This window comes from Streptomyces sp. NPDC012466, from assembly GCF_042955215.1.
Taxonomy (GTDB): Bacteria; Actinomycetota; Actinomycetes; order Streptomycetales; family Streptomycetaceae; genus Streptomyces.
The window spans coordinates 76,130-100,712 of the sequence record NZ_JBIBEQ010000010.1 but is presented as its reverse complement, the minus strand read 5'-3'; the positions used below and the strand labels follow the sequence as shown (position 1 = coordinate 100,712).

The window sequence follows — 24,583 nt, the reverse complement described above, 5'->3', positions numbered from 1 at the left end:
CCTCAGCCCGCCTTCGGCGCCGGCACCTTCGTGCCCGGCGCGGGTGACGAGGCGAACTGCTCCGCCTGAAGCGCGTACAGCTCGGCGTAGAGCCCGCCGGTGGCCAGCAGCTCGTCCGGCGTCCCGGACTCCACGAGCCGGCCCTGGTCCAGGACGTGCACCAGATCCGCGTGCCGTACGGACGCCAGCCGGTGCGTGATCAGCACGACTGTCTGGCCGCTGTCGGCCAGGGCGCGGATCCGCTCGAAGACCTCCAGCTCGGCCCGGGCGTCCAGGGCCGCCGTGGGCTCGTCCACGATGAGGATGCGGCCCCTGCGGTAGGCCGCCCGGGCGATGCCCAGCCGCTGCCACTGACCGCCCGACAGTTCGTGCCCGCCGCTGAAATTGCGGGCGAGCAGCGTGTCCAGCCCGCGCGGCAGGTCCGCGATCACGGCCTCGGCCCCGGCCTCGGCGACCGACGCGGCCAGCCGGTCCTCGCACACGGGCACCGAGGGACGGCCCAGAGCCACGTTCACCCGGGCCGTGAACGGCCAGCGCTTGAAGTCCTGCGCCACCATCGCGATCCGCTCGGCCAGCCGGTGCCGGTCGGCGGTCGCCGCGTCCACGTCGTCCCACAGGATCCGGCCCCGCTCCGGTGTGTAGAGCCCGGCGAGCAGCTTGACCAGGGTCGTCTTGCCGGAACCGTTCTCACCGACCAGCGCCACGATCCGGCCCAGCGGCAGGCTGAGCGTCACGTCGTCGAGGGCGGGGCGGGCCGAGTCGCCCGGATAGCGGAACGTGACGTTCTCGAAGCGGATCTCGCGCGGATCCTCCGGCAGCGACGCGCCGCCCGCCGGGATGGCCCACTGGTCCGCCTCGGTGTACAGCCGATGCAGATCGCCGACGAAGAGGGCCTCCTCGTGCAGCGCGTTGACCTCCACCACGAGCGTGTCCAGGCTCTGCGAGCCGGTTCGGATCGCGATCACGGCCGTACCCGCGACGGACAGGGCCATCGCCCCCGTCAGCAGCAGCCCGCCCAGCGTCGCGTACGTCGCCACCGTCGCCAGGCCCGTCCACGCCGCCGCGATCAGGCCCGTGCGCGCCGCGAGTCCGGCCAGGCGCGCCTGCTCGGCCTCGGCCGTCTCCGACATCGCGCGAAAGTGCCGCAGCAGGAAGGAGCCCACCCCGTGCACCCTGATCTCGGGGGCCGCCTCGGGCTCGATCAGCAGGTTGCCGAGCAGCCGGCCCGCGCGGGCGTGCTGCACCCAGGCGTGGAAGGACTCGTAACGCCGCCGGGCGACGGTCAGCGCGCTCCAGGCGCTCGGCAGGGTCATCGTGACCAGCAGCGGCAGCAGGGCCGGGTGCAGCACGGTCAGCACACCCGCCGCCGCGACCAGCGAGATCATCGCGTTGATCACGCGGGTGCCGTAGGAGATCATCCGGCGGGCGGAGGCGGCGCCGTACTGTGCGGTGTCCAGCAGCTTGTGGAAGGCGTGGTCCTCGATCGCGGCCAGCTCCACGGCCGCGGCCCGCTCCAGGTACCGCTCGGTCGCCACCCGCTCCACCTTGGGCTCCAGCCGGCCGGTGGCGTAGGTGCTCGCGGCTCGCAGCAGCGCCCCGAGGAACATCACGACGGCCACCGTGACCAGGGCGGGGGCGGCTCCGCGCAACCGGTCGTCGATCGGGCCGCCGCCCATCAGCCGGGCCAGCACGCTGTTCACCGCGAGCAGGCTCACCGCCTGCGCCACGCCCCGGCCCGCCTCGGCGGCCAGCACGATCCGCGCGGCGCCCCGGTCGGCCTGTCGCGCGAGCCGCAGGCTGGACGCCAGCAGGGACGGCAGCCGGGTGATCATGGCCCGGAAGTTCAGCTCCAGGAACGCGTCGGCGTGCTGGTTCCAGCCCATGTCGTAGCGCAGCGGCCCGCCGAAGAGCAGCCGCTCCGACTCGGACACCTCCGGCGCGGTCCGCTTCTTCCCCACCGTCGACCGACCTCCCCGCCTCGTGTCAGCCCGTGAGCGGCCCACTATCGCGGGGCGGGTCCGGGCCCGGGCAGGGCGCACCCCGGGGCGACGGAAGCGCGCGGGGGCACGACCCGCCCCGCGGAGGCGGGGGACGGCGCGCAGGTGTGAGGTGGTGCGGCGGAGGTCTGCCGGGTCCCGGCTACGCGCTGACCGGGCGGGACCAGGAGGGTGCCGTCCCCGTGGCGCGGCACAGGGCCAGGTAGAGGGGGATCGGCGGGGTGTACGGAAGCGTGCCGTCGGGGCGGTGGATCAGGTGGGGGATCTCCAGAAGGTCCGGGACGACCGCGCCGGTGACGTACCGCGCCGGGGAGGGCCATTCCAGGGCGTGGTCGGAGTCGGACGGCACCAGCCACCACCAGTGCGTCTCGTCGGCGTAGACGCAGCCCACGCGGGGCAGCCGGGGCATCACCAGCGGGCCGACGTGGGCGGGGACCGCGACCGCGTCGCAGCCGAGCGGGGCGGTCATGCCGTCGGGCACGGGCAGGCGCAGGGCCGGGCCGGGTGTGTGCAGTCCGCGCCCGACGCGGACCAGTGTGTCCAGGTTCAGCACGCGGCCTCCGTGCACGGGGCTCATGCGCGCCCCAGGTCTCGGCGGCGCTCCTGCGGGGGGATCTGTGGGGTGCCCCGCGGGTGGCGTGCCTGAGGGGTGCCGTCCCCGTCGTCCGGGTCGTCGGACGGGCCGCGCTTCGGGCGGGTGCCCCAGCCCAGGTCGCCGCGGGGGCCGGCCGGATCGGGCGGGGCGTCGGCCGTGCGCGGCAGCTCGGCCCAGACCAGCAGCCCGGGGCCGTCCTCGTGGGCACCCCAGGCGTGGCAGAGGGCGTCGACGAGGAGCAGACCCCTCCCGTGCTCCTCCTCGGGCTGTGTCCGGCTGGCGGCGTGGGGCTGGCCCGGGGCGCAGCCCTCGTCCCGCACGGCTATCCGCACGAGGTCGTCGCCGTCGTGCAGCTCGCACACTATGTGGGTGCTCGCCGTGTGCACGATGGCGTTGGTGACCAGTTCGGAAACCACCAGGGCCGCGCTGTCGCACGTGTCCTCGCACACCGACCAGCCGGTCAGCCGGGCCTGCGTCAGGCGTCTGGCCTGGGCGGGAGAACCCGGATGTGCGGCCAGCTCGAAACGGAACCGGCGCTCGGCAGCGCCCCCGAGGGGGGCCTCTCCCGTGGCGGCGCCAAGCCCGAGAGGGCCTGCGGCGGCATCTGTTCCTAAGGGCGCGGACGGAATCACGCTTGCCACTATCGCCCCGCCGTGAACACTTGGCAAGTGTCACTCTGAAAATTGCAGAGTGCTGTGTGACGGTCTGGAAGGCCGTGGCACACTGCTCGCAACAGCACGCTGCGCGGCGCCAATTGAGACCGTCGAAGATACGTTCGAGACACTTGTTCGAATCAGCTCTTCGAAAGGGTTCTCGAATGGCGCCGCCGGGCTGTCAGCGTTCTTTTGTGGCCGGCTCGTCAGAATTCTTCGTGGAGGTGGAGCGTGAGTGAACCGCGGTCCGCGCCGACGGTCGGTCAGGTCGTACTCGGCCGACGCCTGTTGGACCTGAGGGAACGCGCCGGGATGAACCGCGAGGAGGCCGCGCGCATCCTCCGCGTCGCCCCCGCCACCGTCCGCCGTATGGAGATGGCCGAGGTCGCGCTCAAAATCCCGTACCTGCAACTGCTCCTCAAGGCGTACGGAATCTCCGACGACGAGGCCGAAGCCTTCGTCCGGCTGGCCGAGGACGCCAACAAGCCCGGCTGGTGGCAGCGTTTCCACGACATCCTGCCCGGCTGGTTCTCGATGTACGTCAGCCTGGAGGGCGCCGCCAGCGTCATCCGCAGCTACGAGCCCCATTTCGTCCCCGGACTGCTCCAGACCGAGGACTACGCGCGCGGCGTGCTCCGGTCCGGCGCCATCGGCCAGACCCGGCCCGAGGACATCGAGCGCCACGTCGCCCTGCGGATGCAGCGCCAGGACCTGCTCACCCGCGAGGACGCGCCCCGGCTGTGGGTCGTGATGGAGGAGACCGCGCTGCGGCGCCCGGCCGGCGGCCCGGAGGTGATGCGTGCCCAGATCGACAAACTGCTCGACGCCACGACGCTGCCCAACGTGACGCTGCAGGTCGCCCCGTTCGCCAATGGGCCGCACCCGGGCACCTACGGGCCGTTCGTGCTGTTCCGATTCGCCGTGCCCGAACTGCCGGACATGGTCTACAGCGAGTACCTGACCGGCGCGGTCTACCTCGACGCGCGCACCGAGGTGGCGACCCACCTCGAGGTCCTGGACCGCATGGCGGCGCAGGCCGCTACGGCACATCGCACGAAGGAGATCCTCCGGGATCTCCGCAAGGAGCTGTGAATGGATCGCATCAAGCCGCGCAAACACGTCTACAACGGCATGCCCGCGCGTGACTTGGGCAGCGAAGGCTGGCACAAGCCGTGGAGCGGCGGAAACGGGGGGAACTGCCTGGAGGCGATGAAACTCGCCGATGGCCGGATCGCCCTCCGCCAGTCCACCGACCCGGACGGTCCCGCGCTGATCTACACCACGGACGAGATGACGGCCTTCATCGAGGGAGCGAAGGCGGGGGCGGCGGACTTCCTGCTGTCCTAGTGTGATTGCCGGTTGCTGTCGCTCGACTTCCTCACGTCCCTTGCGTCGTCACTGAATCGCTGGTGCTGAATTGACCACCCTCTGCGCCTTACGGAGTGCCACATGACCGGGCAGGACCCCACGTCGGCCGTCCACATCGACACGACCAGACCCCATCCCGCGCGGATGTACGACTGGTACCTCGGCGGCAAGGACAACTATCCGGTCGACGAGGAGATGGGCCGGCAGATGCTCACCCTCGACCCGAGGGTGCCGGTGATGGCACGGGTCAACCGCGCGTTCATGCACCGGGCCACGCGCTGGCTGGCCCGGAGCGGTGTCCGGCAGTTCCTGGACATCGGCACCGGCATCCCGACCGCACCCAACCTCCACCAGATCGCCCAGGAGACCGCTCCCGACGCCCGGGTCGTGTACTGCGACAACGACCCCATCGTGCTGGCCCACGCGGCGGCCCTGCTGCGCGGCACGGACGAGGGCGTGACCGAGTACCTCCAGGCCGACGTGCGCGACCCGGACGCCATCCTGGAGGGCGCGACGAAGGTCCTGGACCTCACCCGTCCCGTCGCCCTGTCGCTCGTCGCGCTCCTGCACTTCGTCTCCGACGAGGACGGCGCCCACGACCTGGTCCGCCGGCTGGTCGCCGCACTGCCCTCCGGCAGCTACCTGGTGATGACCCACGCGACCGCCGACTTCACCCCGGAGGAGTCGAGGGCGGCCACCGAGAAGCTGCGCGCCGCCGGCGTCACCCTGGCCCTGCGCTCCCGCGAGGAGTTCACCCGCTTCTTCGACGGCCTCGACCTCGTCGAACCCGGCGTCGAGGTCCCCCACCACTGGCATCCCGAGCTCGGCGAGCCCGTGCCCGGACAGGACGACGGGGTGATCCCGGGGTACGGGGCGGTGGCCCGCAAGGCCTGAGAACGTCGAGGTTCCCGGGGCGCGGGCCGCCGCTCTCCCGGGCCCCGGGTTCCGCTCCGGGCCGGTCACGGAGGCGGCAGCGCACCGCACAGTGCCTCCAGGGCCGGCCCGTAGGCGTGCTCGGAGGGGGTCGCGTACCCCACGACGAGGCCGTCGCCCGCCGGCATGTCCGTCTCCGGGTGCCGGAACGCGGCGAGGCCGTCGAGGGCGATGCCCTGCCACGCGGCGGCCTTGACCGCGGACGCCTCGGTGCCGGGGGGCAGCCGCAGCACCGCGTGCAGCCCGGCCGCGATGCCGGTGATCTCGATGTGCGGCGCGTGCTCGGCGAGCGCCGCGACGAGCCGGTCCCGGCGGCTGCGGTAGCGAAGCCGCATCCGGCGTACGTGCCGGTCGTACGACCCCGAGGCGATGAAGTCCGCCAGACTCAACTGGTCGAGGACGCTCGCCCACGCCTCGCGCTCGCCCTTGACGGCCACCACGGCGCCCGCATACCGCTCCGGGAGCACCATCCAGCCCAGCCGCACCGCCGGCGAGAGGCTCTTGCTGACCGAGCCGATGTGGATCACCCGCTCGGGGTCGAGCCCCTGGACGGCACCGACCGGCTTGCGGTCGTAGCGGAACTCCCCGTCGTAGTCGTCCTCCAGGACCACTCCGTCATGCGCGCGTGCCCAGTCGATCACGGCGGCCCGGCGCGCGGGGTGCAGCGGGCCGCCGGTCGGGAACTGGTGCGCCGGCGTGAGCAGCACCGCCCGCTCCCGCACCAACCGGTCCACCCGCGCGCCGTGTTCGTCGAGGGGGAGCGGCACGGTGCGCACCCCGGCGGCCGCCAGGATCTCCCGGTGGAACCCGAGCCCGTACGCCTCCACCGCCAGCGGCCCGCGCAGGACGCCGCCACCGAACAGCAGCCGTAGCGCGTGCGCGAAACCGGAGCAGATCACGATCCGGCCCGGCTCGGTCCGCACCCCACGCGCGCGTGCCAGGTACTCCGTGAGTGCCTCCCGCAGTTCCGGCCGGCCGGCGGGGTCGCCCGGACCGAACACCTCGTTGGGCGCCTGCTGGAGGGCCCGCCGGTAGGAGGCCAGCCAGGCGGTGCGCGGGAACGCCGAGGCGTCCGGCGTGCCCTGTACGAGGTCGTGCCGGGGGCCACGCGCGTGTGGCGGTGCCTTCTTGGGCACGCGCGCGGCGGGCCGCAGCGGCTCGGCCCGCTCAGCGACCCGGGTGCCCGAGCCCTGCCGTGCGGTGAGCCAGCCCTCCGCGACGAGCTCCGCGTACGCGTCCGCCACCGTGTTGCGGGCGACGCCGAGGTCCGCGGCGAGCGAGCGGTACGGGGGCAGCCGCGTGCCCGGAGCGAGCCGCCCGCTGCGCACCGCCTCTCGCAGGGCCCGGGTCAGCGCCGCCCGCCGGCCGCCCGGCCCGGTCAGCTCCAGATGCAGGTCGGACCCGATCCGTTCCGCGGAATTGACCCATGATGACGCCATGGAAATGCACCCTACAGCGGGTCTTTCCAGCTCGTAGGTTCGAGGGCATGACGACGAACACGAGCACGAACAGCACCCGCGTGGCCCCGAAGCGGCTGGACTTCGGCGCGTCCGCCCCGAAGGCCTTCCGGGCCCTCATCGCCTTCGACGCCGCCGCCCGTGAGGGCCTCGACCCGGCCCTCGTCGAGCTGATCCAGATCCGCTCCTCGCACCTCAACCACTGCGCGTACTGCCTGCACATGCACACCAACGGCGCCCGCAAGGCCGGCGAGAGCGAGGACCGCCTCCACATGGTCGCCGTGTGGCGCGAGGCCCGCCACTTCTTCACCGAGCGGGAGCGGGCGGCCCTCGCCCTCACGGACGCGCTGACCCTCGTCGCCGACGCCGGAGTCCCGGACGACGTCTACGCGCAGGCCGCCGCACAGTTCGACGACCGCGAACTGGCCCAGGTGCTCGCCCTGATCTGCACGATCAACACGTGGAACCGGGTGGCGCTGTCGACGGGGAAGGTGGCGGGGACGGACGAGCGGTGATCGTCCTTCGGGCGGGCGGCGAGCGTCCTTCGGGTGAGCCGTGATCGTCCTTCGAGTGGACGGTGACCGTCCTTGGGCGGCCGGTGACCGTCCGTTCGGGGTGCGCCGTGACTGTCCTTCGGGCGGGCAGGCGGGCGGGCGGTGCGGTCGAGCGGGCCGGCGGCCTACACCGCCATGGGCCGGTCGTACGGCCCGATCGGTGCCGGCAACCGCGAACTGCCCGTCAGATGACGGTCGACGGCTGCCGCCACCGCCCGCCCCTCGGCGATCGCCCACACGATCAGCGACTGCCCCCGGGCCGCGTCCCCCGCGGCGAACACCCCGGGCACGTTCGTGGCGAAAGCGGAGTCCCGCGCGATCGTCCCGCGGGGTTCCATCGCCAGCCCCAGCTGGTCGACGAGCCCGTCCTCCCGGTCCGGCCCGGAGAAGCCGAGGGCGAGCAGCACGAGGTCGGCGGGGAGTGTGCGCCCGGTGCCTTCCACCGGTCGGCGCCGCGCGTCCACCTCGACCAGGTGCAGCGACCGCACCCGTCCCCGCGCGTCACCGTCGAAGCGCAGCGTGGACGCCGCGAACAGGCGTGCGTCCGCGTCCGCCACCGGTGCGGTTCGCAGGTCACGGGCCTCTTCGTGGGCGGCGGACAGCCGGTAGACCCGCATCGGGTAGGTCGGCCACGGCTCGGCGTCCTCGTCGCGCTCCGCGTCCGGCAGCGCGTAGATGTCCAGCTGGGTCACGGACGCGGCACCCTCCCGGACGACCGTGCCCAGGCAGTCCGCCCCGGTGTCGCCGCCGCCGACGATGACGACGTGCTTCCCGGCGGCCGACAGCGGGGACGTCTCCAGATCACCCTCGCACACCCGGTTGGCCAACGGCAGGTACTCCATCGCCTGGTGAATGCCCGTCAGCTCGCGCCCCGGCACCGGGAGTTCACGCCAGGCGGTCGCCCCGGTGGCGAGCACCACGGCGTCGTAGCGGGAGCGCAGCTCGTCGGCCCCGACGTCCGGGCCGACCGCCGTCGACGTCCGGAACTTCGTGCCCTCGGCCCGCATCTGCTCCAGCCGCCGCTCCAGATGGTGCTTCTCCATCTTGAACGCCGGGATGCCGTACCGCATCAGACCGCCGAGCCGGTCGTCCCTCTCGTAGACGGCGACCGTGTGCCCGGCCCGGGTCAGCTGCTGGGCCGCGGCCAGCCCGGTCGGGCCCGAACCGATCACCGCGACCGTCCTGCCGGACAGCCGCTCCGGCGGCCTCGGCGGCGCGAAGCCCTCCTCCCAGGCGCGGTCGGCGATCGCGCACTCCACGTTCTTGATGGTGACGGCCGGCTGGTTGATCGCCAGCACGCAGCCCGCCTCGCACGGAGCCGGGCACAGGCGGCCGGTGAACTCCGGGAAGTTGTTGGTGGCGTGCAGCCGGTCGGCGGCCGCCCGCCAGTCCTCCCGGGACACCAGGTCGTTCCATTCCGGGATCAGGTTGCCCAGCGGGCAGGCGTCGTGACAGAAGGGGATGCCGCAGTCCATGCACCGGTCGGCCTGCTTGCTGATGATCGGCAGCAGCGCCCCGGGGACATGGACCTCGTCCCAGTCGCGCGCCCGCTCCTCGACCGGCCTGCGCGGCCAGTCCTGGCGGGGCGTGGTCATGAAACCCTTGGGATCGGCCATGGCCGTCTTCCTTGCGTGCGCGTGTGACAGGCCGTGCGTCGTCGGGCGGCACCGGTCCCACTCGTCGGGCGGCACTCCTTTTCGCCACGATACGTCCGCCTCCCGGCCGGTGCCCGTCGCCGCAGGGCGTGGGTGTCAGGTGAGCGCCAGCACGTACGCCAGTGCCGCTCCGGCCGAGGCCGCCGTGCGGACGTGGTTCCACAGCGTCCACTCGCGCAGATACACCGGCCAGTACGCCGCCGCCTCCGGTGTGCCCGGTTCCAGACCGGCCAGCGCCTCGTTGCGCGGCACGTTCGCGACCATGGTCGGCCCGAACGTGCCGAACAGGTACAGCGCGCTGCCCACCAGCAGCTCCACCGTCCCCTCCTCCGGCCACAGCACGAACGTCACCACGGCGATCACCGCACACAGCACGGCCGACCCCAGGAACACGATCATGAACGGCAGCGTCACCGCCGCCACGTTGATCGCGTTCATCGCGGCGACCCCCTGCGCGGGCGGCAGCATGCCGAGGCCGCGCATCACGAAGGTCGAGAACCCGCAGAACACCCCGGCCACCAGGCCGGTCCCGAGCACACCCAGCACCGTGAGCACGAAGTACGGTCCGTCGATCATTTCTCTCTCCCGCCCATCGCGCCGGGACACCACCCGGCACCCTTCCTCGACCCCAGTGAATTCCCCTACGGGCACAGTGACCATGGCCGAGCGGCGCGGCGCCATAAGCGAACGTCCACGGCCCGCCGAACGGCGGCGTCGACGACACGGCGGCACGACGCCACGACGGCCGACGGCACCACGGCATGACAGCCGACGGCATGACGGCCGACGACATGTGGCTCAGAGCCCCGGGACTCTCGTGTCACCCCGCGGAACCGAGCCCCGCCTCCGTCCACCCCCTCAGTACCGTCGCCACCGCCGCGGCGATCCGCCTCCGCGCCTCGTGTCTCGGTACCCCGCTCATCAGCAGCCGGTCGTAGGGCGTGTCCAGGTGCCGTACGGACGCCACGACCGCCGAGGTCACCGCGGACTCCGTCAGCGCACGCCCCGCCGCGCTGCGGCCCACCCGCCCACTGCCCCGCTCCGAGGCGTGCAGGGCGATGGCCCGTGCCCGATCGGCCGGGCAGCCGGGAAAGAACAACAGGATCTCCGTCGCGAACGCCTCGGCGAACAGGGCGTCCTGAGCCGCTCGCCGCCGCGCGTCCCGCACCCGGCGCCGCCGTCTCGCCTCGGCGTCCGCCAGACACCGTTGCTCTGCCCTGGCCAGTGCCGCTTCCTCGACCAGCACGCCCTGCCGCTCGTACCGGCCCTTGCGCCGGTTGAACCGTACGACCACCGCCGACAGCGTGCTCTCCTCCCGTGATCTGCGGGTGAGCGCGGTGTCACCGCTGGGCAGGAACACCAGATGCCCGAGGTCGGCACAGTCGAGGCAGCGCGGGGCGCCGTCCTCGAGGACGAGCAGCGGCAACGGCCCCCGCCGGCACTCGGCGCAGTAGCGCCGCTTGAGGGGCTGGAAGACGAGAAGTCCGGTGAAGGGCTGGAGCGTCGCGCGGGGGACCATAGAGGGTTCATTCCCGCTGACGGCGGCGTGAACTACGCAGCCCGCCACAGACCCTGGCGATCCGGGCACCGTCCCCGCGCGGCACCTTCGGGCCGGACGCTTCCTGCGCTGGGCTGACGCATCATGGGTCGTGTGCGACTCGAAGCGATCACCTGGGAACGGCTCGGCGACCTGCTCGCCGAGCGCCTCCTCGATCTGAAGCCCGCCGACGGCTCCCCCTGGCTTCGCATCGCCCTCGACGGCGCCCCGGCAGCCCGCCCGGGAGACCTCGCCGACCGGGTCTCCGAGGCGCTGCGCGTCCGCGGCCGCTCCTCGCTCGTGGTGGGCACGGAGGGTTTTCTGCGGCCCGCCTCCGTACGGCTGGAGTACGGCCACCAGGACGTCGAGGCCTACTACAGCGGCTGGTACGACACCGGCGCCCTGTGGCGCGAGGTGTTCGGCCCGCTCGAAGCGGGGGGCGACGGCCGCGTCCTGCCCGACCTGTGGGACCCCGCCGCCGACCGAGCCACCCGCAGTCCCTACGCCGAACTCCCGCCCGGTGGCGTGCTGTTGCTGCACGGACCGTTCCTCCTTCGGCACTGGTTCCCCTTCGATCTGAGCGTCCATGTCCTCCTCTCACCTGGCGCCCTGCGCCGTCGCACCCCCGAGGCCGAGCACTGGACCCTCCCGGCCTTCGAGCGCTACGAGCAGGAGACGGACCCGGTGGCCACGGCCGATGTCCTGGTGCGGGCCGATGACCCCCGCCACCCCGCCTGGAGCGGTTCGAACGGCTGAAGCGGCTGAGCCGGGAGCCGGGGTGCCGGCGCCCGGTGGGGTGGCGTGGACGAGGTGGCGGCGGGGTCCGGCATCGGGCGGGTGGCGGCGGGGTCCGGCACCGGGCGGGTGGCGGCAGAGTCCGGCACCGGGCCATGGGGGCCGGGTTCCGTGTGCGGGCCTTCGGAGGCGCGGCGAGAATGAAGGTCGCCGGGACTCGCGGTGCGTCCGGCGCCGCGCCGGCCGTCCGGCACCGGGAGGTACTCCATGACCACCGCCGGAGACATCATGCACCGCGGCGCCCAGTGGATCCCCGCCCACGAAACCCTCGACCGCGCCGCCCAGCTCATGCGCGAGCTGAACGTCGGCGCCCTGCCCATCAGCGACGAGAACGAGCGGCTCTGCGGCATTCTCACCGACCGTGACATCGTCGTCGGCTGCGTCGCCATGGGCCACGACCCCGCGAGGGTCACCGCGGGCGACATGGCGAAGGGCACGCCACGCTGGATCGACGCGGACGCCGATGTCGGCGACGTGCTCCGCGAGATGCGGGAGCACCAGATCCGCCGGCTGCCGGTGATCCAGGACAAGCGCCTGGTCGGCATGATCAGCGAAGCCGACCTGGTCCGGCATCTCGCGAAGGACCAGATCGCCTCCTGGGCGGAGAGTGTCTACGCCACGACCACGACGCACTGATCCCGGGGCTCACCCCCCGGGGGGCCCGGCAGGCCCTCCGCGGGTCACGGCCCGGTTCAGAGCCAGCCGCTGCGCCGGAACCCCCGGTACAGGGCGAGACACGCGACGGATATCACGCCGATGACCATGCCGTAGCCGTACCGCCAGTGCAGCTCCGGCATGTGGTCGAAGTTCATGCCGTACACGCCGCACACCATCGTCGGCACGGCGACGATCGCGGCCCACGCCGTGATCTTCCGCATGTCCTCGTTCTGCGCGACCGTGACCTGCGCGAGGTGCGCCTGGAGGATGGAGTTGAGCAGTTCGTCGAAGGCCGCGATCTGCTCCTTCGCCCGCAGCAGATGGTCCGAGACGTCGCGGAAGTACGCCTGTATCTCCGGGTCCACCGCGCGGATCGGCCGGGCGGCGAGATCCTCCAGCGGCCTGCTGAGCGGCACCACCGCCCGCTTCAGTTCCAGCAGTTCACGCTTGAGCTGGTAGATGCGCCCCGGGTCGGCCCGCGCGCCGGCCTCCGAGAACACGTCCGTCTCGACCTGGTCGATGTCCGCGTGCACCGAGTCCGTGACCGTCAGATAGTCGTCGACCACGTGGTCCGCGATCGCGTGCAGCACCGCCGACGGGCCCTTGGCGAGCTGACCCGGATCGGACTCCAGCTCCTCGCGCAGCGGGCCCAGCGAGCCGTGCCGGCCGTGTCGCACCGTGATCACGAAGTCCGCGCCGACGAACACCATGATCTCGCCGGTGTTCACCACCTCGCTGGTCGCCGTGAGTTCCTCGTGCTCGACGTAGCAGACCGTCTTGAACACCGCGAAGAGTGTCTCGCCGTAACGCTCCAGCTTGGGGCGCTGGTGGGCCTCGATCGCGTCCTCGACGGCCAGCGGGTGCAGGTCGAAGAGCTCGGCGATGCCCGCGAACTCGCCGTCCGTGGGCTCGTGCAGACCGAGCCAGACGAAGCCCTCCCGGCTCTTGCGCACCCGCTCCACGGCGTCCACCAGATCACCGCGCGCGGAGGTGCGCACGCCGTCCCGGTACGTCACGCAGTTCACCACCGAGGAGCCCAGCGGGGACCGGGCCGGGTGACTCAGATCGACACGCGGACGCCGTCGGGCCAGCCGGGCCACCCTGCGAAGGCCGCCGACCCCGCCGAGGCTCGTCACCTTCCGCAGATTCCCTGCCATGGACATCCGGATCTCCTTGCGTGGAACTTCTCGCGCGGTTCCTGCGCTTGGCGCGTCAGTCTGCCAGGCCTGCGTGAGCTGCGGGTAAGCCTGTGGAAACGACCCATTCCGCTTGGTTCCCGGCTGTGGACGGACGACGGGCCGGCACAGTGGCCCCGACACATCGACGCATGCCCGTGCCGAACGGTTCTGGCGTGCGGCAACGACCGACGCGGTTCTCCGCCTCGGAGCGTCGACGAGTACGGATAAGTCGGACAACTGGGATGATCGCGGCATGACGCGAACCGATGGGCACCTCCTCGACAACCGGCAGACCCAGGCGGCCGAGCACTTCAGTGCCTTCGCCGCCCTCTTCGACCCCACGACGTTCCGGCACCTCGAATCGCTCGGCGTCGGATCCGGCTGGCGGTGCTGGGAGGTCGGCGCCGGCACCACCGTGGTGTCCTGGCTGGCGAAGAAGGTCGGCCCGACCGGACGGGTCGTCGCGACCGACACCGACACCTCACGGCTCGCCTCCGCCGCCCGGCCACCCGTCGTCGTACGGGCCCACGAGCTCGGCACGCCGGAACCCCCGGGGGAGGGCTTCGACCTGGTGCACGCCCGCCTCGCTCTCGTCCACGTGACCGACCGGGAACAGGCGCTGCGCTCCATGGTCACGTCCCTGCGCCCCGGCGGACGTCTCCTCGTCGAGGACGCCGACCCCGCCCTGCAACCCCTGCTCTGCCCCGACGAGTACGGCCCCGAGCAGCAGCTCGCGAACCGGCTGCGGCAGGGCTTCCGCACACTGCTCGCCGACCGCGGGACCGACCTCCCCTGCGGCCGCACCCTGCCGCGACTGCTCCGGGAGGCCGGACTGACCCGGGTCCAGGCCGACGCCTACTTCCCCCTCACTTCGCCGGCCTGCGCGGCCCTGGAGTCCGTCACGATCCGTCAGGTCCGCGACCAGCTCGTCAGCGCGGGCCTCGCCACGGACCAGGACATCGACCGGCACCTCGTGAATGTCGCGTCGGGTGTGCTCGATCTGACGACGGCCCCGATGATCTCGGCGTGGGGGCGCAAGAAGTAGGCGACGGTGCCGAGCGGGCAGGCCGCGCAACGGGGAGCGGGCGTGGCATGGAGGGAGAGAGGTCCGGAGGCCCGGGCAGGGTCGTCAGCTCGGCGGGGGCGGTCTGCCGCCCACCCTCTCCACCGCTCGCGCACCCGCCCGGCAGCCCTCCGCCGCGGCGTCCTCCGGCCCGGCACCCGCGAGCAGGGCGGCGAGGAACGCGCCGGTGAAGGCGTCACCGGCACCGGTCGTGTCCCGTGCTGTCGCCGGCGCGGCCGGAACGCGAGCGCGCACCTTCCCCGCCCGAGCCACGACGGCCCCCTCATGACCCTGCTTGGCGACGACCAGCGGCACGCGCAGGCTCAGCTCGGCCGCCGCCTCGGCCGCGTCCGTCAGCCCCGTCAGCAGGCACGCCTCGTCCCGGCTGGGCAGCAGGACGTCCACTCCTTCGACGAGCGCCAGGAACCGCTCGGCCCCCAGCTCCGCGAGGAAGCCGGCCGATGCCGGGTCCAGACTCACCGGCACGTCACGCACGCGTGCGGCTTTCAGGGCCACTTTCACCAGGGCTCGGCTCGGCTCGGAGAACAGGAGGTACCCCGACAGGTGCAGCCGGGCCACTCCGTCGAGCAGCGCGTCCGACCAGTCGGCGGGTTCGAGCCGCAACGACGCGCCGCTGTCCGTGAGGAACGTCCGCTCCGCCGAAGCGCCCCCGTCGACCATGCAGACCACCGTGCCGGTCGGCACCAGCGGGTCGACGACGAGCCGAGGACGCACGCCCTGGGCGACGAGCTCCCGCTCGTGCCAGCCGGCCGCCTCCGCCCCCACGCGCCCGAGCAGCCGCACGTCCCGCGCTCCCTGGTGGGCCGCCCAGCAGGCAACGTTCGCGCCCGCCCCACCCGCCACCGTCCGGATCGAGGCAGGCGTGTCCGTACCGGCCGCGAGGGGCCCTCGGTGCCGTGCGACGACATCGGTGATGACATCCCCGACGACCAGCAGGCCGCGCCCCGCCGCCGAGCCCGGTTCCGCTCCCGGCCCCGCGCCGCCGGCCGCCGTCATCCCCGGGTCCAGGCCGCCGCGATCCGCGCCGCCAGGCGTACGTTGCCGCGGACCGCCGCCAGGTTGGCACTCAGGGAGGCGCCGTCCGTGTGCCGCACCAGATGGTCGAGCAGGAACGGCGTGACCGCCTGGCCGGTGATCCCCTCCTCCTGGCACGCGTGCAGCGCGTCCACCAGCACGCGTGCGTGCACGTCCGGATCGAGCTGCTCCTCCTCGGGGACGGGGTTGGCGACGATCAGCGCCGACTCCGGTCCGTCGAGCGCGTCCTGCGCCCGCATGACGCCCGCCACCTGCTCCGGCGTCCCCAGCGTCCAGTCCACCGGGTGCCCCGAGTCGGAGAGGTAGAAGCCGGGGAACCGGCCGGTGCCGTAACCGGCCACGGCGACCCCCAGCGTCTCCAGCCGCTGCAGCGTCGCCGGCACGTCCAGGATCGACTTCACGCCGGCACACACCACCGTGATGCGCGTGCGCGCCAGCAGCCCCAGGTCGGCCGACTCGTCCTGCGTCACGGTCCACTCCCGGTGCACCCCGCCGAGCCCACCCGTCGCGAAGACCCGTACACCCGCCCGCGCCGCGAGCAGCGCGGTCGCCGACACCGTGGTCGCCCCGCTCGCCCCGGACGCCACCGCGAGCGGCAGGTCGCGGTGGCCCAGTTTGCGGATCCCGTCCTCGTTCGCGACCCGTTCCAGCTGCTCCTTGTCCAGGCCGACGTGCGGCCGCCCGTCCAGGACGGCGATCGTGGCGGGCACCGCGCCCTCCTGCCGTACGGCCGTCTCCAGCTCCAGCGCCACCTGGAGGTTGCGCGGCCGCGGCAGCCCGTGGGCGATGATCGTGGACTCCAGGGCCACGACGGGCCGGCGCGCGTCGATCGCCTCCCGCACTTCTTCGGACACCACCAGCACCACGCGCCCGCCTCCTGCCGTCGGTCAGTCGTCTTCCCTCATCTCTGGCGGGCGGCGCGCCGGGCCAAACCCTTGCGGGCCGCCGGACTCGTGACGAGCCTGGGATGCATGACGGACCACACGCCACGTCTCGACCACGTCGTCCTCTGGGTGCGCGACCCGCTCGCCGCCGCCGACTTCTACGAGAAGGCCGTCGGCCTGGAGACGGTCAGGCTCGCGGAGTTCGCGGCCGGCGAGGCGCCCTTCCCGTCCGTGCGCGTCAACGACGCGACCATCCTGGACCTCATGCCGTTGACCTACGTGGAGCGCATGACGATGCTGCCCGGCTCCGCCGACAGCGCGGGGCACCCGGTGAACCACGTCTGCCTGTCGCTGTCCCGCGGCGACTTCGACGCCCTCCTCAGCCGCCTGGAAGAACACTCCGTACCGATGTCGGACCACTCCCACGACTCCTTCGGAGCCCGGGGCGCGGCCACCCGCAGCTTCTACTTCCGCGACCCGGACGGCAACGTCTTCGAGGCCCGGCACTACGACTGACCGGGCCCGCGTCTCAGAAGAGCGGCTCGGGAAGGACGCCCTCCAGGGCGAGCAGTCTCCGCTTCGTCTCCAGGCCGCCCCCGAAGCCGCCGATGCCGCCGCCGCTCTCGACCACCCGGTGACAGGGCACCACCACCGGCAGCGGATTGGCGCCCATCGCCATGCCCACGGCCTGGGCCGCGCCCGGCTGACCGACCCGCGCGGCCAGATCGCCGTACCCGACGACCGTGCCGTACGGCACGCCCGTGGCCAGTTCGCGCAGGACCTCCCGGTTGAAGCCGGAGATCAGCGACCAGTCCAGCGCCAGGTCGAAGTCGCGTCGCGCCCCCGCGAAGTACGCCTCGACCTGACGTATCGCCTCGGCGAGCAGCGGGGAGCCGGGTGCCTCGACGGGCTCGGTGCCCAGCCGCGACGCCAGTCGCTCGACCGCCCGGTCCCGCACCGCGTCCGTGGCATGGAACACGACGTTGACCAGGCCGTCCCGGCTCGCGGCCAGCAGCAGCGGCCCGATCCCGCTCTCGACGACCGCCCACACGACCCGCGGCTCGTCCTGCCCTTGGCTGTCCATGCGCCCACCGTAGGACCCGCCACTGACAACGCCGCCCCGGCGGGACGCCGGATCAGCCGCCCACGGCCTGCCGCACCACATCCGGCCTGTTGGTGATGATCCCGTCGACGCCGTACGCGGCGGCCCGGTGGGCCGTCCTCGCGTCGTCGACCGTCCAGGCGAAGACCTCCATCGGCCGGCCGTGCGGTCCGTCGAACGCCTGCACGGAGGAGACGTACGCCGGGGAGAGCGAGCTGTACGAGGGGTTGATCTGGTCGACGAACTCCGCGCACTCGAGCAGGTCCGACACCCGTGGCGTCCCCAGCAGGCCCGTCTTCACGCCCGGCTTCAGCTCGTGCACCGTCCGCACGCTGTCCGCGCTGAAGCTCTGCACGATCAGCCGGCCCGCCCGATGCGGCCGGTCGAGCCAGCCCTCGTTGCTGAGGACCTTCAGCGTCTGCCGCTCGATGCCCGGGTACAGCTCCGGGTTCTTGATCTCCAGGAGAAGCTTCTGGTGATGACGCTCCAGGCGGTGCACGAACTGCTCCAGGGTCGGCACGCGCGCGCCCGCGTAGGCGGGTGAGAACCAGCTGCCCGCGTCCAGCCGGGCGATCTCCGCGGCGGTGAAGTCCTTCACCTTCCAGGGAGCCCGGCCGGGGAAGACCTCCTCGGCGTCGGTGGTGCGCCGCAGGTTGTCGTCGTGGATGACGACCAGTTCCCCGTCCCTGGTCCGCTGCACGTCGTTCTCCACCCAGCGGATGCCCAGCTCCGCCGCTCTGTCCACGGAGGCCAGGGTGTTCTCGGGCGCGTAGGCGGAGGCACCCCGGTGCGCGATGACCAGCGGGGGCGCGCCGCCACTCGCGGCCCGCGCGGCGGAGGCGGGGAACAGGAGAGCGGCGGTCCCCAGGAGTGCGGTGGTCGAGGCGGCGACAGCGCGCGCATGCATGCGTACTCCTCGCGACGAGTGATCGACGACATCACGGACAGCACAACTGTGACAGCAGAGGGTCAACACGAGAGGGGTACAGGATGGCCACACCTTGAACGGAGTCGGCCCAACTCCGCTCACTGGTACCGCACAACTGCGGCAAGGCCGTGTTTCTTTGCCGGAAAGTCGTTCGACCATTCCGGTGGGGGTCATACTCTCTGCGTCAACCCTGACCGCTCGTGCGGTCCTGGGAGGGGGCGCACATCAGGAATTCCGGGACGTACGAGGGCGGGAGAGGCAGCCGCGCATGCAGGGCACGGTCGACGGATTCAGCTATGGCCTGGTCACACCCCTGGTGGCCTATTTCATGGCCTGCCTGGGCGGCGCACTGGGCCTGCGGTGCACCACGAGATCCATGCTCGTCGCCCAGTCCTGGCGCCCCGGCTGGCTCGCCCTCGGCTCCGCCGCCATCGGCTCCGGCATATGGACCATGCACTTCGTCGCGATGATGGGGTTCACGGTCCGAGGGACCCCGATCCACTACGACAAGGCGATGACCTTCGCCAGCCTCGCCGTCGCGATCATCATGGTCGGCATCGGGATCTTCATCGTCGGCTACAAGGGAGCCCGCGGTACGGCCCTGTTCACCGGCGGCACCATCACCGGCCTGGGCATAGCGTCGATGCACTACCTCGGCATGGCCAGCATGAGCCTGGACGGGAAGCTGCAGTACAACACCGCCACCGTCGCCGTCTCCGTCGTGATCGCCATGTGCGCCGCCACCGCCGCACTGTGGGCGGCCGGCCAGGTCAGGGGCTTCCTCTGGAGCGTGGGCGCCAGCCTCGTCATGGGACTCGCCGTCAGCGGGATGCACTACACCGGCATGGCCGCCCTCACCGTCCACCTGCACGGCACGGCCGAACCCGCCACGGGAGAGTCGCCCGCGACCCTGCTCGCCCCCATGCTGGTCGGCCCGCTCGCCTTCCTGCTCCTGGCCGGCGTCGTCGTCATGTTCGACCCGCTCATGGTCATGGGGAAGCCCACCGTCGTCCCCGTCGAGCAGAAGCCCGGCATCCCCGCCCACGCCCACGTCCAGCACTCCGCCCACCGCCTGCGGTTCCGTCCCCGGCGCACCGTGGAGCACCGAGGGTCCCGGACCCCGCAGAACCGCTGATCAGAGCCCGTTGTCAGTGCGGGGTCGTACCGTGGATGCCATGCGGCCCGTTTCAAAGATCGAACGCACGGTGGCGCCCTTCGAGGTCGTCAGCCCCTACCAGCCGAACGGCGACCAGCCGACGGCCATCGCCGAGCTCGCCCGGCGCATCGAGGCCGGTGAGAAGGACGTCGTGCTGCTCGGCGCGACCGGCACCGGCAAGTCCGCCACCACCGCGTGGATGATCGAAAAGCTCCAGCGCCCCACGCTCGTGATGGCGCCGAACAAGACGCTGGCCGCCCAGCTGGCGAACGAGTTCCGCGAGCTGCTCCCGAACAACGCCGTCGAGTACTTCGTCTCGTACTACGACTACTACCAGCCCGAGGCGTACGTCCCGCAGTCGGACACCTACATCGAGAAGGACTCCTCGATCAACGAGGAGGTCGAGCGCCTGCGCCACTCCGCGACCAACTCGCTGCTCACCCGCCGCGACGTCGTGGTGGTCGCCTCGGTCTCCTGCATCTACGGCCTGGGCACCCCGCAGGAGTACGTGGACCGGATGGTCCCCCTCCGCGTCGGCGAGGAGATCGACCGCGACGAGCTGCTGCGCCGCTTCGTGGACATCCAGTACACACGCAACGACATGGCCTTCACCCGCGGCACCTTCCGCGTCCGCGGCGACACCATCGAGATCTTCCCGGTCTACGAGGAGCTCGCCGTCCGCATCGAGATGTTCGGCGACGAGATCGAGGCGCTGTCCACCCTGCACCCGCTCACCGGCGAGATCATCAGCGACGACGAGCATCTCTACGTCTTCCCGGCCTCCCACTACGTCGCAGGACCCGAGCGCCTGGAGCGGGCCGTCAACGACATCGAGAAGGAGCTGGGCGAGCGCCTGACGGAGCTGGAGAAGCAGGGCAAGCTGCTGGAGGCCCAGCGCCTGCGCATGCGGACCACGTACGACATCGAGATGCTGCGCCAGATCGGCAGCTGCTCCGGCGTCGAGAACTACTCGATGCACTTCGACGGCCGCTCGCCCGGCTCCCCGCCCAACACCCTGCTGGACTACTTCCCGGACGACTTCCTGCTCGTCATCGACGAGTCGCACGTCACCGTCCCGCAGATCGGCGCCATGTACGAGGGCGACGCCTCCCGCAAGCGCACCCTCGTCGACCACGGTTTCCGGCTGCCCTCCGCCCTGGACAACCGCCCCCTGAAGTGGGAGGAGTTCCAGGAGCGCATCGGCCAGACGGTCTACCTGTCGGCCACCCCGGGCACCTACGAGATGTCCCGCTCGGACGGCTTCGTCGAGCAGATCATCCGCCCCACCGGCCTCGTCGACCCCGAGGTCGTGGTCAAGCCCACCGAGGGCCAGATCGACGACCTGGTGCACGAGATCCGCACCCGTGTGGAGAAGGACGAACGCGTCCTGGTCACCACGCTCACCAAGAAGATGGCCGAGGACCTCACGGACTACTTCCTCGAGCTGGGCATCCAGGTCCGCTATCTGCACAGCGACGTCGACACCCTGCGCCGCGTCGAACTGCTGCGTGAACTGCGCGCGGGCGAGTACGACGTGCTGGTCGGCATCAACCTCCTGCGCGAGGGGCTCGACCTGCCCGAGGTGTCCCTCGTGGCGATCCTGGACGCCGACAAGGAGGGCTTCCTGCGCTCCGGCACCTCCCTGATCCAGACCATCGGCCGCGCAGCGCGCAACGTCTCCGGCCAGGTCCACATGTACGCCGACAAGATCACCCCGGCGATGGAGAAGGCCATCGACGAGACCAACCGGCGCCGCGAGAAGCAGATCGCGTACAACACGGAACGGGGCATCGACCCCCAGCCGCTGCGCAAGAAGATCAACGACATCGTCGCCCAGATCGCCCGCGAGGACATCGACACCGAGCAGCTGCTCGGCTCGGGCTACCGCAAGGCGAAGAAGGACGGCGGGGGCACCAAGGCGCCCGTGCCCTCCCTCGGCAAGGCGGCCAAGTCGGCCAAGGGCAGGGGCAAGGCCGAGGAGACGGTGCCGACCGACCGCCCCGCGGCCGAACTGGCCGGGCAGATCGAGGAGCTGACCGCGCGGATGCGGGCCGCCGCGGCGGAGCTGCAGTTCGAGATCGCGGCCCGGCTGCGCGACGAGGTCTCCGAGATGAAGAAGGAACTGCGTCAGATGAAGGAGGCGGGCCTGGCCTGACAGCGTGCCGCGTACGCGCAGTGTTGCAAGACCGACACAAAGTGCGGACGGGGGTACGTCACTGTCAGTGCCCCTGCGTAGGGTTCTGGTCAACCGCGACCACGCGGTAACAGGGGACGTTCGAGAGGGGAATCAGCGCGTGACCGTCAACATGACCAAGGGTCAGGCCATCAGTCTGCAGAAGAACGACGGTGGCAGCCTGACCGCGGTTCGCATGGGTCTCGGCTGGCAGGCGGCTCCCCGGCGCGGCCTGTTCGGCTCGCGCACGCGGGAGATCGACCTCGACGCCTCCGCCGTCCTGTTCGCGGACAAGCAGCCGGTCGACGTCGTCTTCTTCCGCCACCTGGTGAGCGACGACGGCTCGGTGCGCCACACCGGCGACAACCTCGTCGGCGGTGTCGGCCAAGGCGGCGACGACGAGGCGATCCTCGTCGACCTCGCGCGGGTCCCGGTCCACATCGACCAGATCGTCTTCACCGTGAACTCCTTCACGGGCCAGACCTTCCAGGAAGTGCAGAACGCGTTCTGCCGCATCGTCGACGAGACCAACGGCCAGGAGCTGGCCCGCTACACGCTCGCAGGCGGCGGCCAGTACACGGCTCAGATCATGGCCAAGGTCCACCGCGCGGGCCCCGGCTGGACGATGACGGCCCTCGGCAACCCCGCCAACGGCCGTACCTTCCAGGACCTGATGCCGGCGATCCTGCCGGTGCTCTGACGCACCCCGGGCCCGGCACCGGCGGGCCCTGCGGGCAGCACACGACACCACACAACGACACAGGGGGACGAAGGCGATGACGGCCGAGCTGGTGCGGGGGCAGAACCATCCGCTCTCCCAGGCCCGTCTCGAGATCCGGATCTCGGCCGGTACGCCGATCGTGGCCGTGGCCGCGCTCGGTGACGAGAACGGCCGGATCCACGGCGTGGAGTGGGTGGCCCACCCGGGCGCACCCACCCAGCCGGGTCTCGAGGTCTCCCGGCAGGCCGCCGCCGACCACCGCCTCGCGGTGGACCTGGACGCCGTGCCGGAGGCCGTCCACCGTGTCAGTGTGCTGCTCGCCCTGCCCGTCGCCGGGACGGGCCCGGTCCGTTTCGGCGCGGTGGCGGCCCCCTTCGTCGCCGTCACCGGCCTCGACGGGGGAGAGGTCGCCAGCTACACCATCACCGGCCTGGAGGCCGAGTCGGCCGTCGTCGCCCTGGAGCTCTACCGCCGGCAGGGCGCCTGGAAGGTGCGCGCCGTCGGCCAGGGCTACGCCGGCGGTCTCGCCGAACTCCTCACCGATCAGGGGTTGCCGCAGGCCCACCAGCTCGCCGGCGGCATCAACGACGCGGTGGCCCGGGGAGTGGCCCGTTCGGTGCAGGCGCCCCCGCCCCGCACGGCGGACGGCGACCGCTCCCGGCAGGCGGCGGCCCCGGCCCTCGGCCCGGACCAGGGCGGCACGGCACCTCAGCCCGGTTCTGTGCCACCCCTGTCCCCGTACGGCGACCAGACGCCCGGCGGCCCGGGGCAGCCCACCCCGCAGCAGCCGTCGTACCCCGGCGGCGCGCCCGACTCCAACGCCGTCACCCAGCCGTCCGCGGCCACGGCCGGCGGCCCGATCGACTACAGCCACCCGCGCCGCCAGAACGCCGCTCCGCCCCCGCCTCCGCCGACCGCGCCCCCGGCCGCACCCGGACAGCCCGCCCAGCCCGTCGCGGGCGACGCGACCGGCTGGTCCATGGAGGAGCGGCTCTACAACCAGGTGTGGGGCATGTTCGAGGACCTGGCCCGCACCACCGCCGCCTACCGCAGCGCCGTCGACTTCGCCGAGTCACGCATGGACAAGGAGCTGGAGCAGGTCCTCTCCGACCCGCGCAGCAGGATCGGTGGACAGGGCGACGCCGCCCGCGAGGCGGCCCGGGCCCGGCACGCCCAGCTCGTCGCCCAGGCCCGGGAGGCCCTCGACCGGGACCTCGCCCAGCTCGCGGCCGAGGCCGACATCGTCGAACCGGCCCTTCCGGCGGCGTACGCCCGCTGGGACAACCCCGTCTGGCACGCCTACCGGGTGCCGATGGAGATCCCCATGGCCCTGCGTCTGGGCGACCTGCATCTCCCCGAGGCGGACCAGATCCGCATCCCGATGCTGGTCCGGCTGCCGCTGGAGCGCGGCCTGTGGATCGACAGCGGAGCGGCCGGATCGTCCGACGGTTCGTTCACCGACTCCCACGCCATGAGCCGTCTCGGCATGGAGACGGCGGTCGCGCACGCGGCCAGGCTGCTGGCCGTTTATCCGGCGGGCGAGTTCACTGTCCATGTCATCGACCCGGCCGGCTCGGGAGCGCAGTCGCTGGCGCCCCTGGTGCAGACGGGCGTGCTCGCGGCCCCGCCCGCGCTCGGCGCCGCCGGGGTGGCGGACGTGCTGGGCCGGCTCACCCAGCGGGTCGACCTGGTGCAGATGGCGGTGCGGGGCGGCGTCGCCGACTCCCTCCCTCCCGGCTTCGACACCTCCCAGCAGCTCCTGATCGTCAACGACTTCCCGCACGGCTTCGACGACCGGGCGGTGAACCAGCTGCGTTACCTCGCCGACGAGGGCCCCGCCTTCGGTGTCCACCTGATGATGGTCGCCGACCGGGAGGAGTCCTCCGGGTACGGGCCTTTGCTCGATCCGTTGTGGCGTTCGCTGCTGCGACTGACACCGGTGGCCGACGACCACCTCGCCGACCCCTGGGTCGGTCATGCCTGGACGTACGAGCCGACGCTCGTGCCGCCCGGCAGCCAGGTCCTCCAGCAGGTGCTCGCCCAGGTCGCCGCCGCCCGTACCAAGTTCATGTAAAGCGCCTTGACCAGGGAATTTGGCCTTTCTTTTGCCAAGCGCTTTAC

At 72.1% G+C, this 24,583-nt stretch carries 24 protein-coding genes; 12 read left to right on the top strand and 12 right to left on the bottom strand.

What is annotated here, in order from left to right; all coding sequences use genetic code 11:
• Positions 1–2: 2 nt before the first annotated feature.
• From ACFY9E_RS31855 to ACFY9E_RS31845, 3 genes are all read right to left on the bottom strand, one after another.
• The gene (locus tag ACFY9E_RS31855) at positions 3–1,958 is read right to left on the bottom strand and encodes an ATP-binding cassette domain-containing protein (protein WP_390989781.1); all 1,956 of its coding nucleotides are present in this window, start codon (positions 1,956–1,958) and stop codon (positions 3–5) included.
• 181 nt (positions 1,959–2,139) lie between these two features.
• Positions 2,140–2,574: a hypothetical protein gene (locus tag ACFY9E_RS31850; protein WP_390989778.1), complete on the bottom strand. Its 435-nt coding sequence runs from the start codon at positions 2,572–2,574 to the stop codon at positions 2,140–2,142.
• Positions 2,571–3,233, bottom strand: coding sequence for an ATP-binding protein (locus ACFY9E_RS31845; RefSeq protein ID WP_390989775.1), 663 nt, complete (start codon positions 3,231–3,233; stop codon positions 2,571–2,573). Before ACFY9E_RS31845 ends, ACFY9E_RS31850 begins: the two co-directional genes overlap by 4 nt.
• A gap of 243 nt (positions 3,234–3,476) precedes the next feature.
• Here ACFY9E_RS31845 and ACFY9E_RS31840 point away from each other — a divergent pair, with 243 nt between their 5' ends.
• From ACFY9E_RS31840 to ACFY9E_RS31830, 3 genes are all read left to right on the top strand, one after another.
• The gene (locus ACFY9E_RS31840; RefSeq protein ID WP_390989773.1) at positions 3,477–4,337 is read left to right on the top strand and encodes a Scr1 family TA system antitoxin-like transcriptional regulator; all 861 of its coding nucleotides are present in this window, start codon (positions 3,477–3,479) and stop codon (positions 4,335–4,337) included.
• Positions 4,338–4,592, top strand: coding sequence for a DUF397 domain-containing protein (locus ACFY9E_RS31835; RefSeq protein ID WP_283969783.1), 255 nt, complete (start codon positions 4,338–4,340; stop codon positions 4,590–4,592). It begins immediately after the preceding gene.
• A 102-nt stretch (positions 4,593–4,694) separates the two neighbouring features.
• Positions 4,695–5,507 carry an SAM-dependent methyltransferase gene (locus ACFY9E_RS31830; protein ID WP_390989770.1) on the top strand — a complete coding sequence of 271 codons (813 nt, stop codon included), beginning with the start codon at positions 4,695–4,697 and terminating at the stop codon, positions 5,505–5,507.
• Positions 5,508–5,572: 65 nt separating this feature from the next.
• On the opposite strand, the gene ACFY9E_RS31825 is transcribed toward ACFY9E_RS31830, so the two are convergent.
• On the bottom strand, positions 5,573–6,985 hold the full coding sequence (locus ACFY9E_RS31825) for an aminotransferase class I/II-fold pyridoxal phosphate-dependent enzyme (protein WP_390989767.1): 1,413 nt from the start codon (positions 6,983–6,985) through the stop codon (positions 5,573–5,575).
• Positions 6,986–7,032: 47 nt separating this feature from the next.
• Between ACFY9E_RS31825 and ACFY9E_RS31820 the strand changes: the two genes are divergently transcribed.
• The gene (locus ACFY9E_RS31820; protein WP_390989764.1) at positions 7,033–7,518 is read left to right on the top strand and encodes a carboxymuconolactone decarboxylase family protein; all 486 of its coding nucleotides are present in this window, start codon (positions 7,033–7,035) and stop codon (positions 7,516–7,518) included.
• A 164-nt stretch (positions 7,519–7,682) separates the two neighbouring features.
• Here the strand turns inward: ACFY9E_RS31820 and ACFY9E_RS31815 are convergent, their stop codons facing one another.
• The 3 genes from ACFY9E_RS31815 to ACFY9E_RS31805 all read right to left on the bottom strand — a co-directional run bounded on the left by ACFY9E_RS31815 (position 7,683) and on the right by ACFY9E_RS31805 (position 10,731).
• Positions 7,683–9,173 (bottom strand): glutamate synthase small subunit, encoded by a 1,491-nt coding sequence (locus tag ACFY9E_RS31815; protein WP_390989761.1) that lies wholly within the window; start codon positions 9,171–9,173, stop codon positions 7,683–7,685.
• A gap of 135 nt (positions 9,174–9,308) precedes the next feature.
• Entirely contained in the window at positions 9,309–9,788 is a 480-nt protein-coding gene (locus ACFY9E_RS31810) for an anthrone oxygenase family protein (protein ID WP_390989758.1), read from the bottom strand.
• 244 nt (positions 9,789–10,032) lie between these two features.
• Positions 10,033–10,731 carry a DUF2293 domain-containing protein gene (locus tag ACFY9E_RS31805; protein ID WP_390989755.1) on the bottom strand — a complete coding sequence of 233 codons (699 nt, stop codon included), beginning with the start codon at positions 10,729–10,731 and terminating at the stop codon, positions 10,033–10,035.
• Between the two features lie 123 nt (positions 10,732–10,854).
• On the opposite strand from ACFY9E_RS31805, the gene ACFY9E_RS31800 reads away from it, so the two are divergent.
• A complete protein-coding gene (locus ACFY9E_RS31800) occupies positions 10,855–11,505 on the top strand; it encodes a uridine kinase (RefSeq protein WP_390989752.1) in 651 nt (216 codons plus the stop codon).
• Between the two features lie 246 nt (positions 11,506–11,751).
• Positions 11,752–12,180 carry a CBS domain-containing protein gene (locus ACFY9E_RS31795; RefSeq protein WP_390989749.1) on the top strand — a complete coding sequence of 143 codons (429 nt, stop codon included), beginning with the start codon at positions 11,752–11,754 and terminating at the stop codon, positions 12,178–12,180.
• 56 nt (positions 12,181–12,236) lie between these two features.
• On the opposite strand, the gene ACFY9E_RS31790 is transcribed toward ACFY9E_RS31795, so the two are convergent.
• A complete protein-coding gene (locus ACFY9E_RS31790; RefSeq protein WP_390989746.1) occupies positions 12,237–13,364 on the bottom strand; it encodes a CorA family divalent cation transporter in 1,128 nt (375 codons plus the stop codon).
• Positions 13,365–13,632: 268 nt separating this feature from the next.
• On the opposite strand from ACFY9E_RS31790, the gene ACFY9E_RS31785 reads away from it, so the two are divergent.
• Complete coding sequence (locus ACFY9E_RS31785; RefSeq protein ID WP_390989743.1) at positions 13,633–14,424, top strand: methyltransferase; 792 nt, start codon at positions 13,633–13,635, stop codon at positions 14,422–14,424.
• An 84-nt stretch (positions 14,425–14,508) separates the two neighbouring features.
• On the opposite strand, the gene ACFY9E_RS31780 is transcribed toward ACFY9E_RS31785, so the two are convergent.
• Together ACFY9E_RS31780 and ACFY9E_RS31775 are read right to left on the bottom strand one after the other, a co-directional pair.
• A complete protein-coding gene (locus ACFY9E_RS31780) occupies positions 14,509–15,459 on the bottom strand; it encodes a PfkB family carbohydrate kinase (RefSeq protein ID WP_390989741.1) in 951 nt (316 codons plus the stop codon).
• On the bottom strand, positions 15,456–16,364 hold the full coding sequence (locus ACFY9E_RS31775; protein ID WP_390989739.1) for a pseudouridine-5'-phosphate glycosidase: 909 nt from the start codon (positions 16,362–16,364) through the stop codon (positions 15,456–15,458). Before ACFY9E_RS31775 ends, ACFY9E_RS31780 begins: the two co-directional genes overlap by 4 nt.
• Before the next feature lie 105 nt (positions 16,365–16,469).
• On the opposite strand from ACFY9E_RS31775, the gene ACFY9E_RS31770 reads away from it, so the two are divergent.
• Positions 16,470–16,898, top strand: a complete 429-nt coding sequence (locus tag ACFY9E_RS31770) for a VOC family protein (RefSeq protein WP_390989737.1) — start codon at positions 16,470–16,472, stop codon at positions 16,896–16,898.
• A gap of 13 nt (positions 16,899–16,911) precedes the next feature.
• Here ACFY9E_RS31770 and ACFY9E_RS31765 read toward each other — a convergent pair whose 3' ends face one another.
• Positions 16,912–17,466, bottom strand: a complete 555-nt coding sequence (locus tag ACFY9E_RS31765) for a methylated-DNA--[protein]-cysteine S-methyltransferase (protein ID WP_390989736.1) — start codon at positions 17,464–17,466, stop codon at positions 16,912–16,914.
• Positions 17,467–17,518: 52 nt separating this feature from the next.
• On the bottom strand, positions 17,519–18,391 hold the full coding sequence (locus ACFY9E_RS31760) for a glycerophosphodiester phosphodiesterase family protein (RefSeq protein WP_390989734.1): 873 nt from the start codon (positions 18,389–18,391) through the stop codon (positions 17,519–17,521).
• A gap of 289 nt (positions 18,392–18,680) precedes the next feature.
• Between ACFY9E_RS31760 and ACFY9E_RS31755 the strand changes: the two genes are divergently transcribed.
• The 4 genes from ACFY9E_RS31755 to ACFY9E_RS31740 all read left to right on the top strand — a co-directional run bounded on the left by ACFY9E_RS31755 (position 18,681) and on the right by ACFY9E_RS31740 (position 24,536).
• On the top strand, positions 18,681–19,547 hold the full coding sequence (locus ACFY9E_RS31755) for an MHYT domain-containing protein (protein WP_390989732.1): 867 nt from the start codon (positions 18,681–18,683) through the stop codon (positions 19,545–19,547).
• A 40-nt stretch (positions 19,548–19,587) separates the two neighbouring features.
• The gene (gene uvrB, locus ACFY9E_RS31750; RefSeq protein ID WP_390989730.1) at positions 19,588–21,723 is read left to right on the top strand and encodes an excinuclease ABC subunit UvrB; all 2,136 of its coding nucleotides are present in this window, start codon (positions 19,588–19,590) and stop codon (positions 21,721–21,723) included.
• 139 nt (positions 21,724–21,862) lie between these two features.
• Positions 21,863–22,441: a TerD family protein gene (locus tag ACFY9E_RS31745; RefSeq protein ID WP_390989728.1), complete on the top strand. Its 579-nt coding sequence runs from the start codon at positions 21,863–21,865 to the stop codon at positions 22,439–22,441.
• A 76-nt stretch (positions 22,442–22,517) separates the two neighbouring features.
• Positions 22,518–24,536, top strand: coding sequence for a TerD family protein (locus ACFY9E_RS31740; protein ID WP_390989726.1), 2,019 nt, complete (start codon positions 22,518–22,520; stop codon positions 24,534–24,536).
• Positions 24,537–24,583 lie beyond the last annotated feature (47 nt).

Coding starts and splice junctions, on each gene's coding strand:
- ACFY9E_RS31780 (WP_390989741.1), bottom strand. CDS start 15,459: ATGACGGCGGCCGGCGGCGCGGGGCCGGGAGCGGAACCGGGCTCGGCG.
- ACFY9E_RS31835 (WP_283969783.1), top strand. CDS start 4,338: ATGGATCGCATCAAGCCGCGCAAACACGTCTACAACGGCATGCCCGCG.
- ACFY9E_RS31770 (WP_390989737.1), top strand. CDS start 16,470: ATGACGGACCACACGCCACGTCTCGACCACGTCGTCCTCTGGGTGCGC.
- ACFY9E_RS31785 (WP_390989743.1), top strand. CDS start 13,633: ATGACGCGAACCGATGGGCACCTCCTCGACAACCGGCAGACCCAGGCG.
- ACFY9E_RS31850 (WP_390989778.1), bottom strand. CDS start 2,574: ATGAGCCCCGTGCACGGAGGCCGCGTGCTGAACCTGGACACACTGGTC.
- ACFY9E_RS31825 (WP_390989767.1), bottom strand. CDS start 6,985: ATGGCGTCATCATGGGTCAATTCCGCGGAACGGATCGGGTCCGACCTG.
- ACFY9E_RS31760 (WP_390989734.1), bottom strand. CDS start 18,391: ATGCATGCGCGCGCTGTCGCCGCCTCGACCACCGCACTCCTGGGGACC.
- ACFY9E_RS31795 (WP_390989749.1), top strand. CDS start 11,752: ATGACCACCGCCGGAGACATCATGCACCGCGGCGCCCAGTGGATCCCC.
- ACFY9E_RS31820 (WP_390989764.1), top strand. CDS start 7,033: ATGACGACGAACACGAGCACGAACAGCACCCGCGTGGCCCCGAAGCGG.
- ACFY9E_RS31740 (WP_390989726.1), top strand. CDS start 22,518: ATGACGGCCGAGCTGGTGCGGGGGCAGAACCATCCGCTCTCCCAGGCC.
- ACFY9E_RS31805 (WP_390989755.1), bottom strand. CDS start 10,731: ATGGTCCCCCGCGCGACGCTCCAGCCCTTCACCGGACTTCTCGTCTTC.
- ACFY9E_RS31810 (WP_390989758.1), bottom strand. CDS start 9,788: ATGATCGACGGACCGTACTTCGTGCTCACGGTGCTGGGTGTGCTCGGG.
- ACFY9E_RS31830 (WP_390989770.1), top strand. CDS start 4,695: ATGACCGGGCAGGACCCCACGTCGGCCGTCCACATCGACACGACCAGA.
- ACFY9E_RS31800 (WP_390989752.1), top strand. CDS start 10,855: ATGGGTCGTGTGCGACTCGAAGCGATCACCTGGGAACGGCTCGGCGAC.
- ACFY9E_RS31790 (WP_390989746.1), bottom strand. CDS start 13,364: ATGTCCATGGCAGGGAATCTGCGGAAGGTGACGAGCCTCGGCGGGGTC.
- ACFY9E_RS31755 (WP_390989732.1), top strand. CDS start 18,681: ATGCAGGGCACGGTCGACGGATTCAGCTATGGCCTGGTCACACCCCTG.
- uvrB (WP_390989730.1), top strand. CDS start 19,588: ATGCGGCCCGTTTCAAAGATCGAACGCACGGTGGCGCCCTTCGAGGTC.
- ACFY9E_RS31815 (WP_390989761.1), bottom strand. CDS start 9,173: ATGGCCGATCCCAAGGGTTTCATGACCACGCCCCGCCAGGACTGGCCG.
- ACFY9E_RS31765 (WP_390989736.1), bottom strand. CDS start 17,466: ATGGACAGCCAAGGGCAGGACGAGCCGCGGGTCGTGTGGGCGGTCGTC.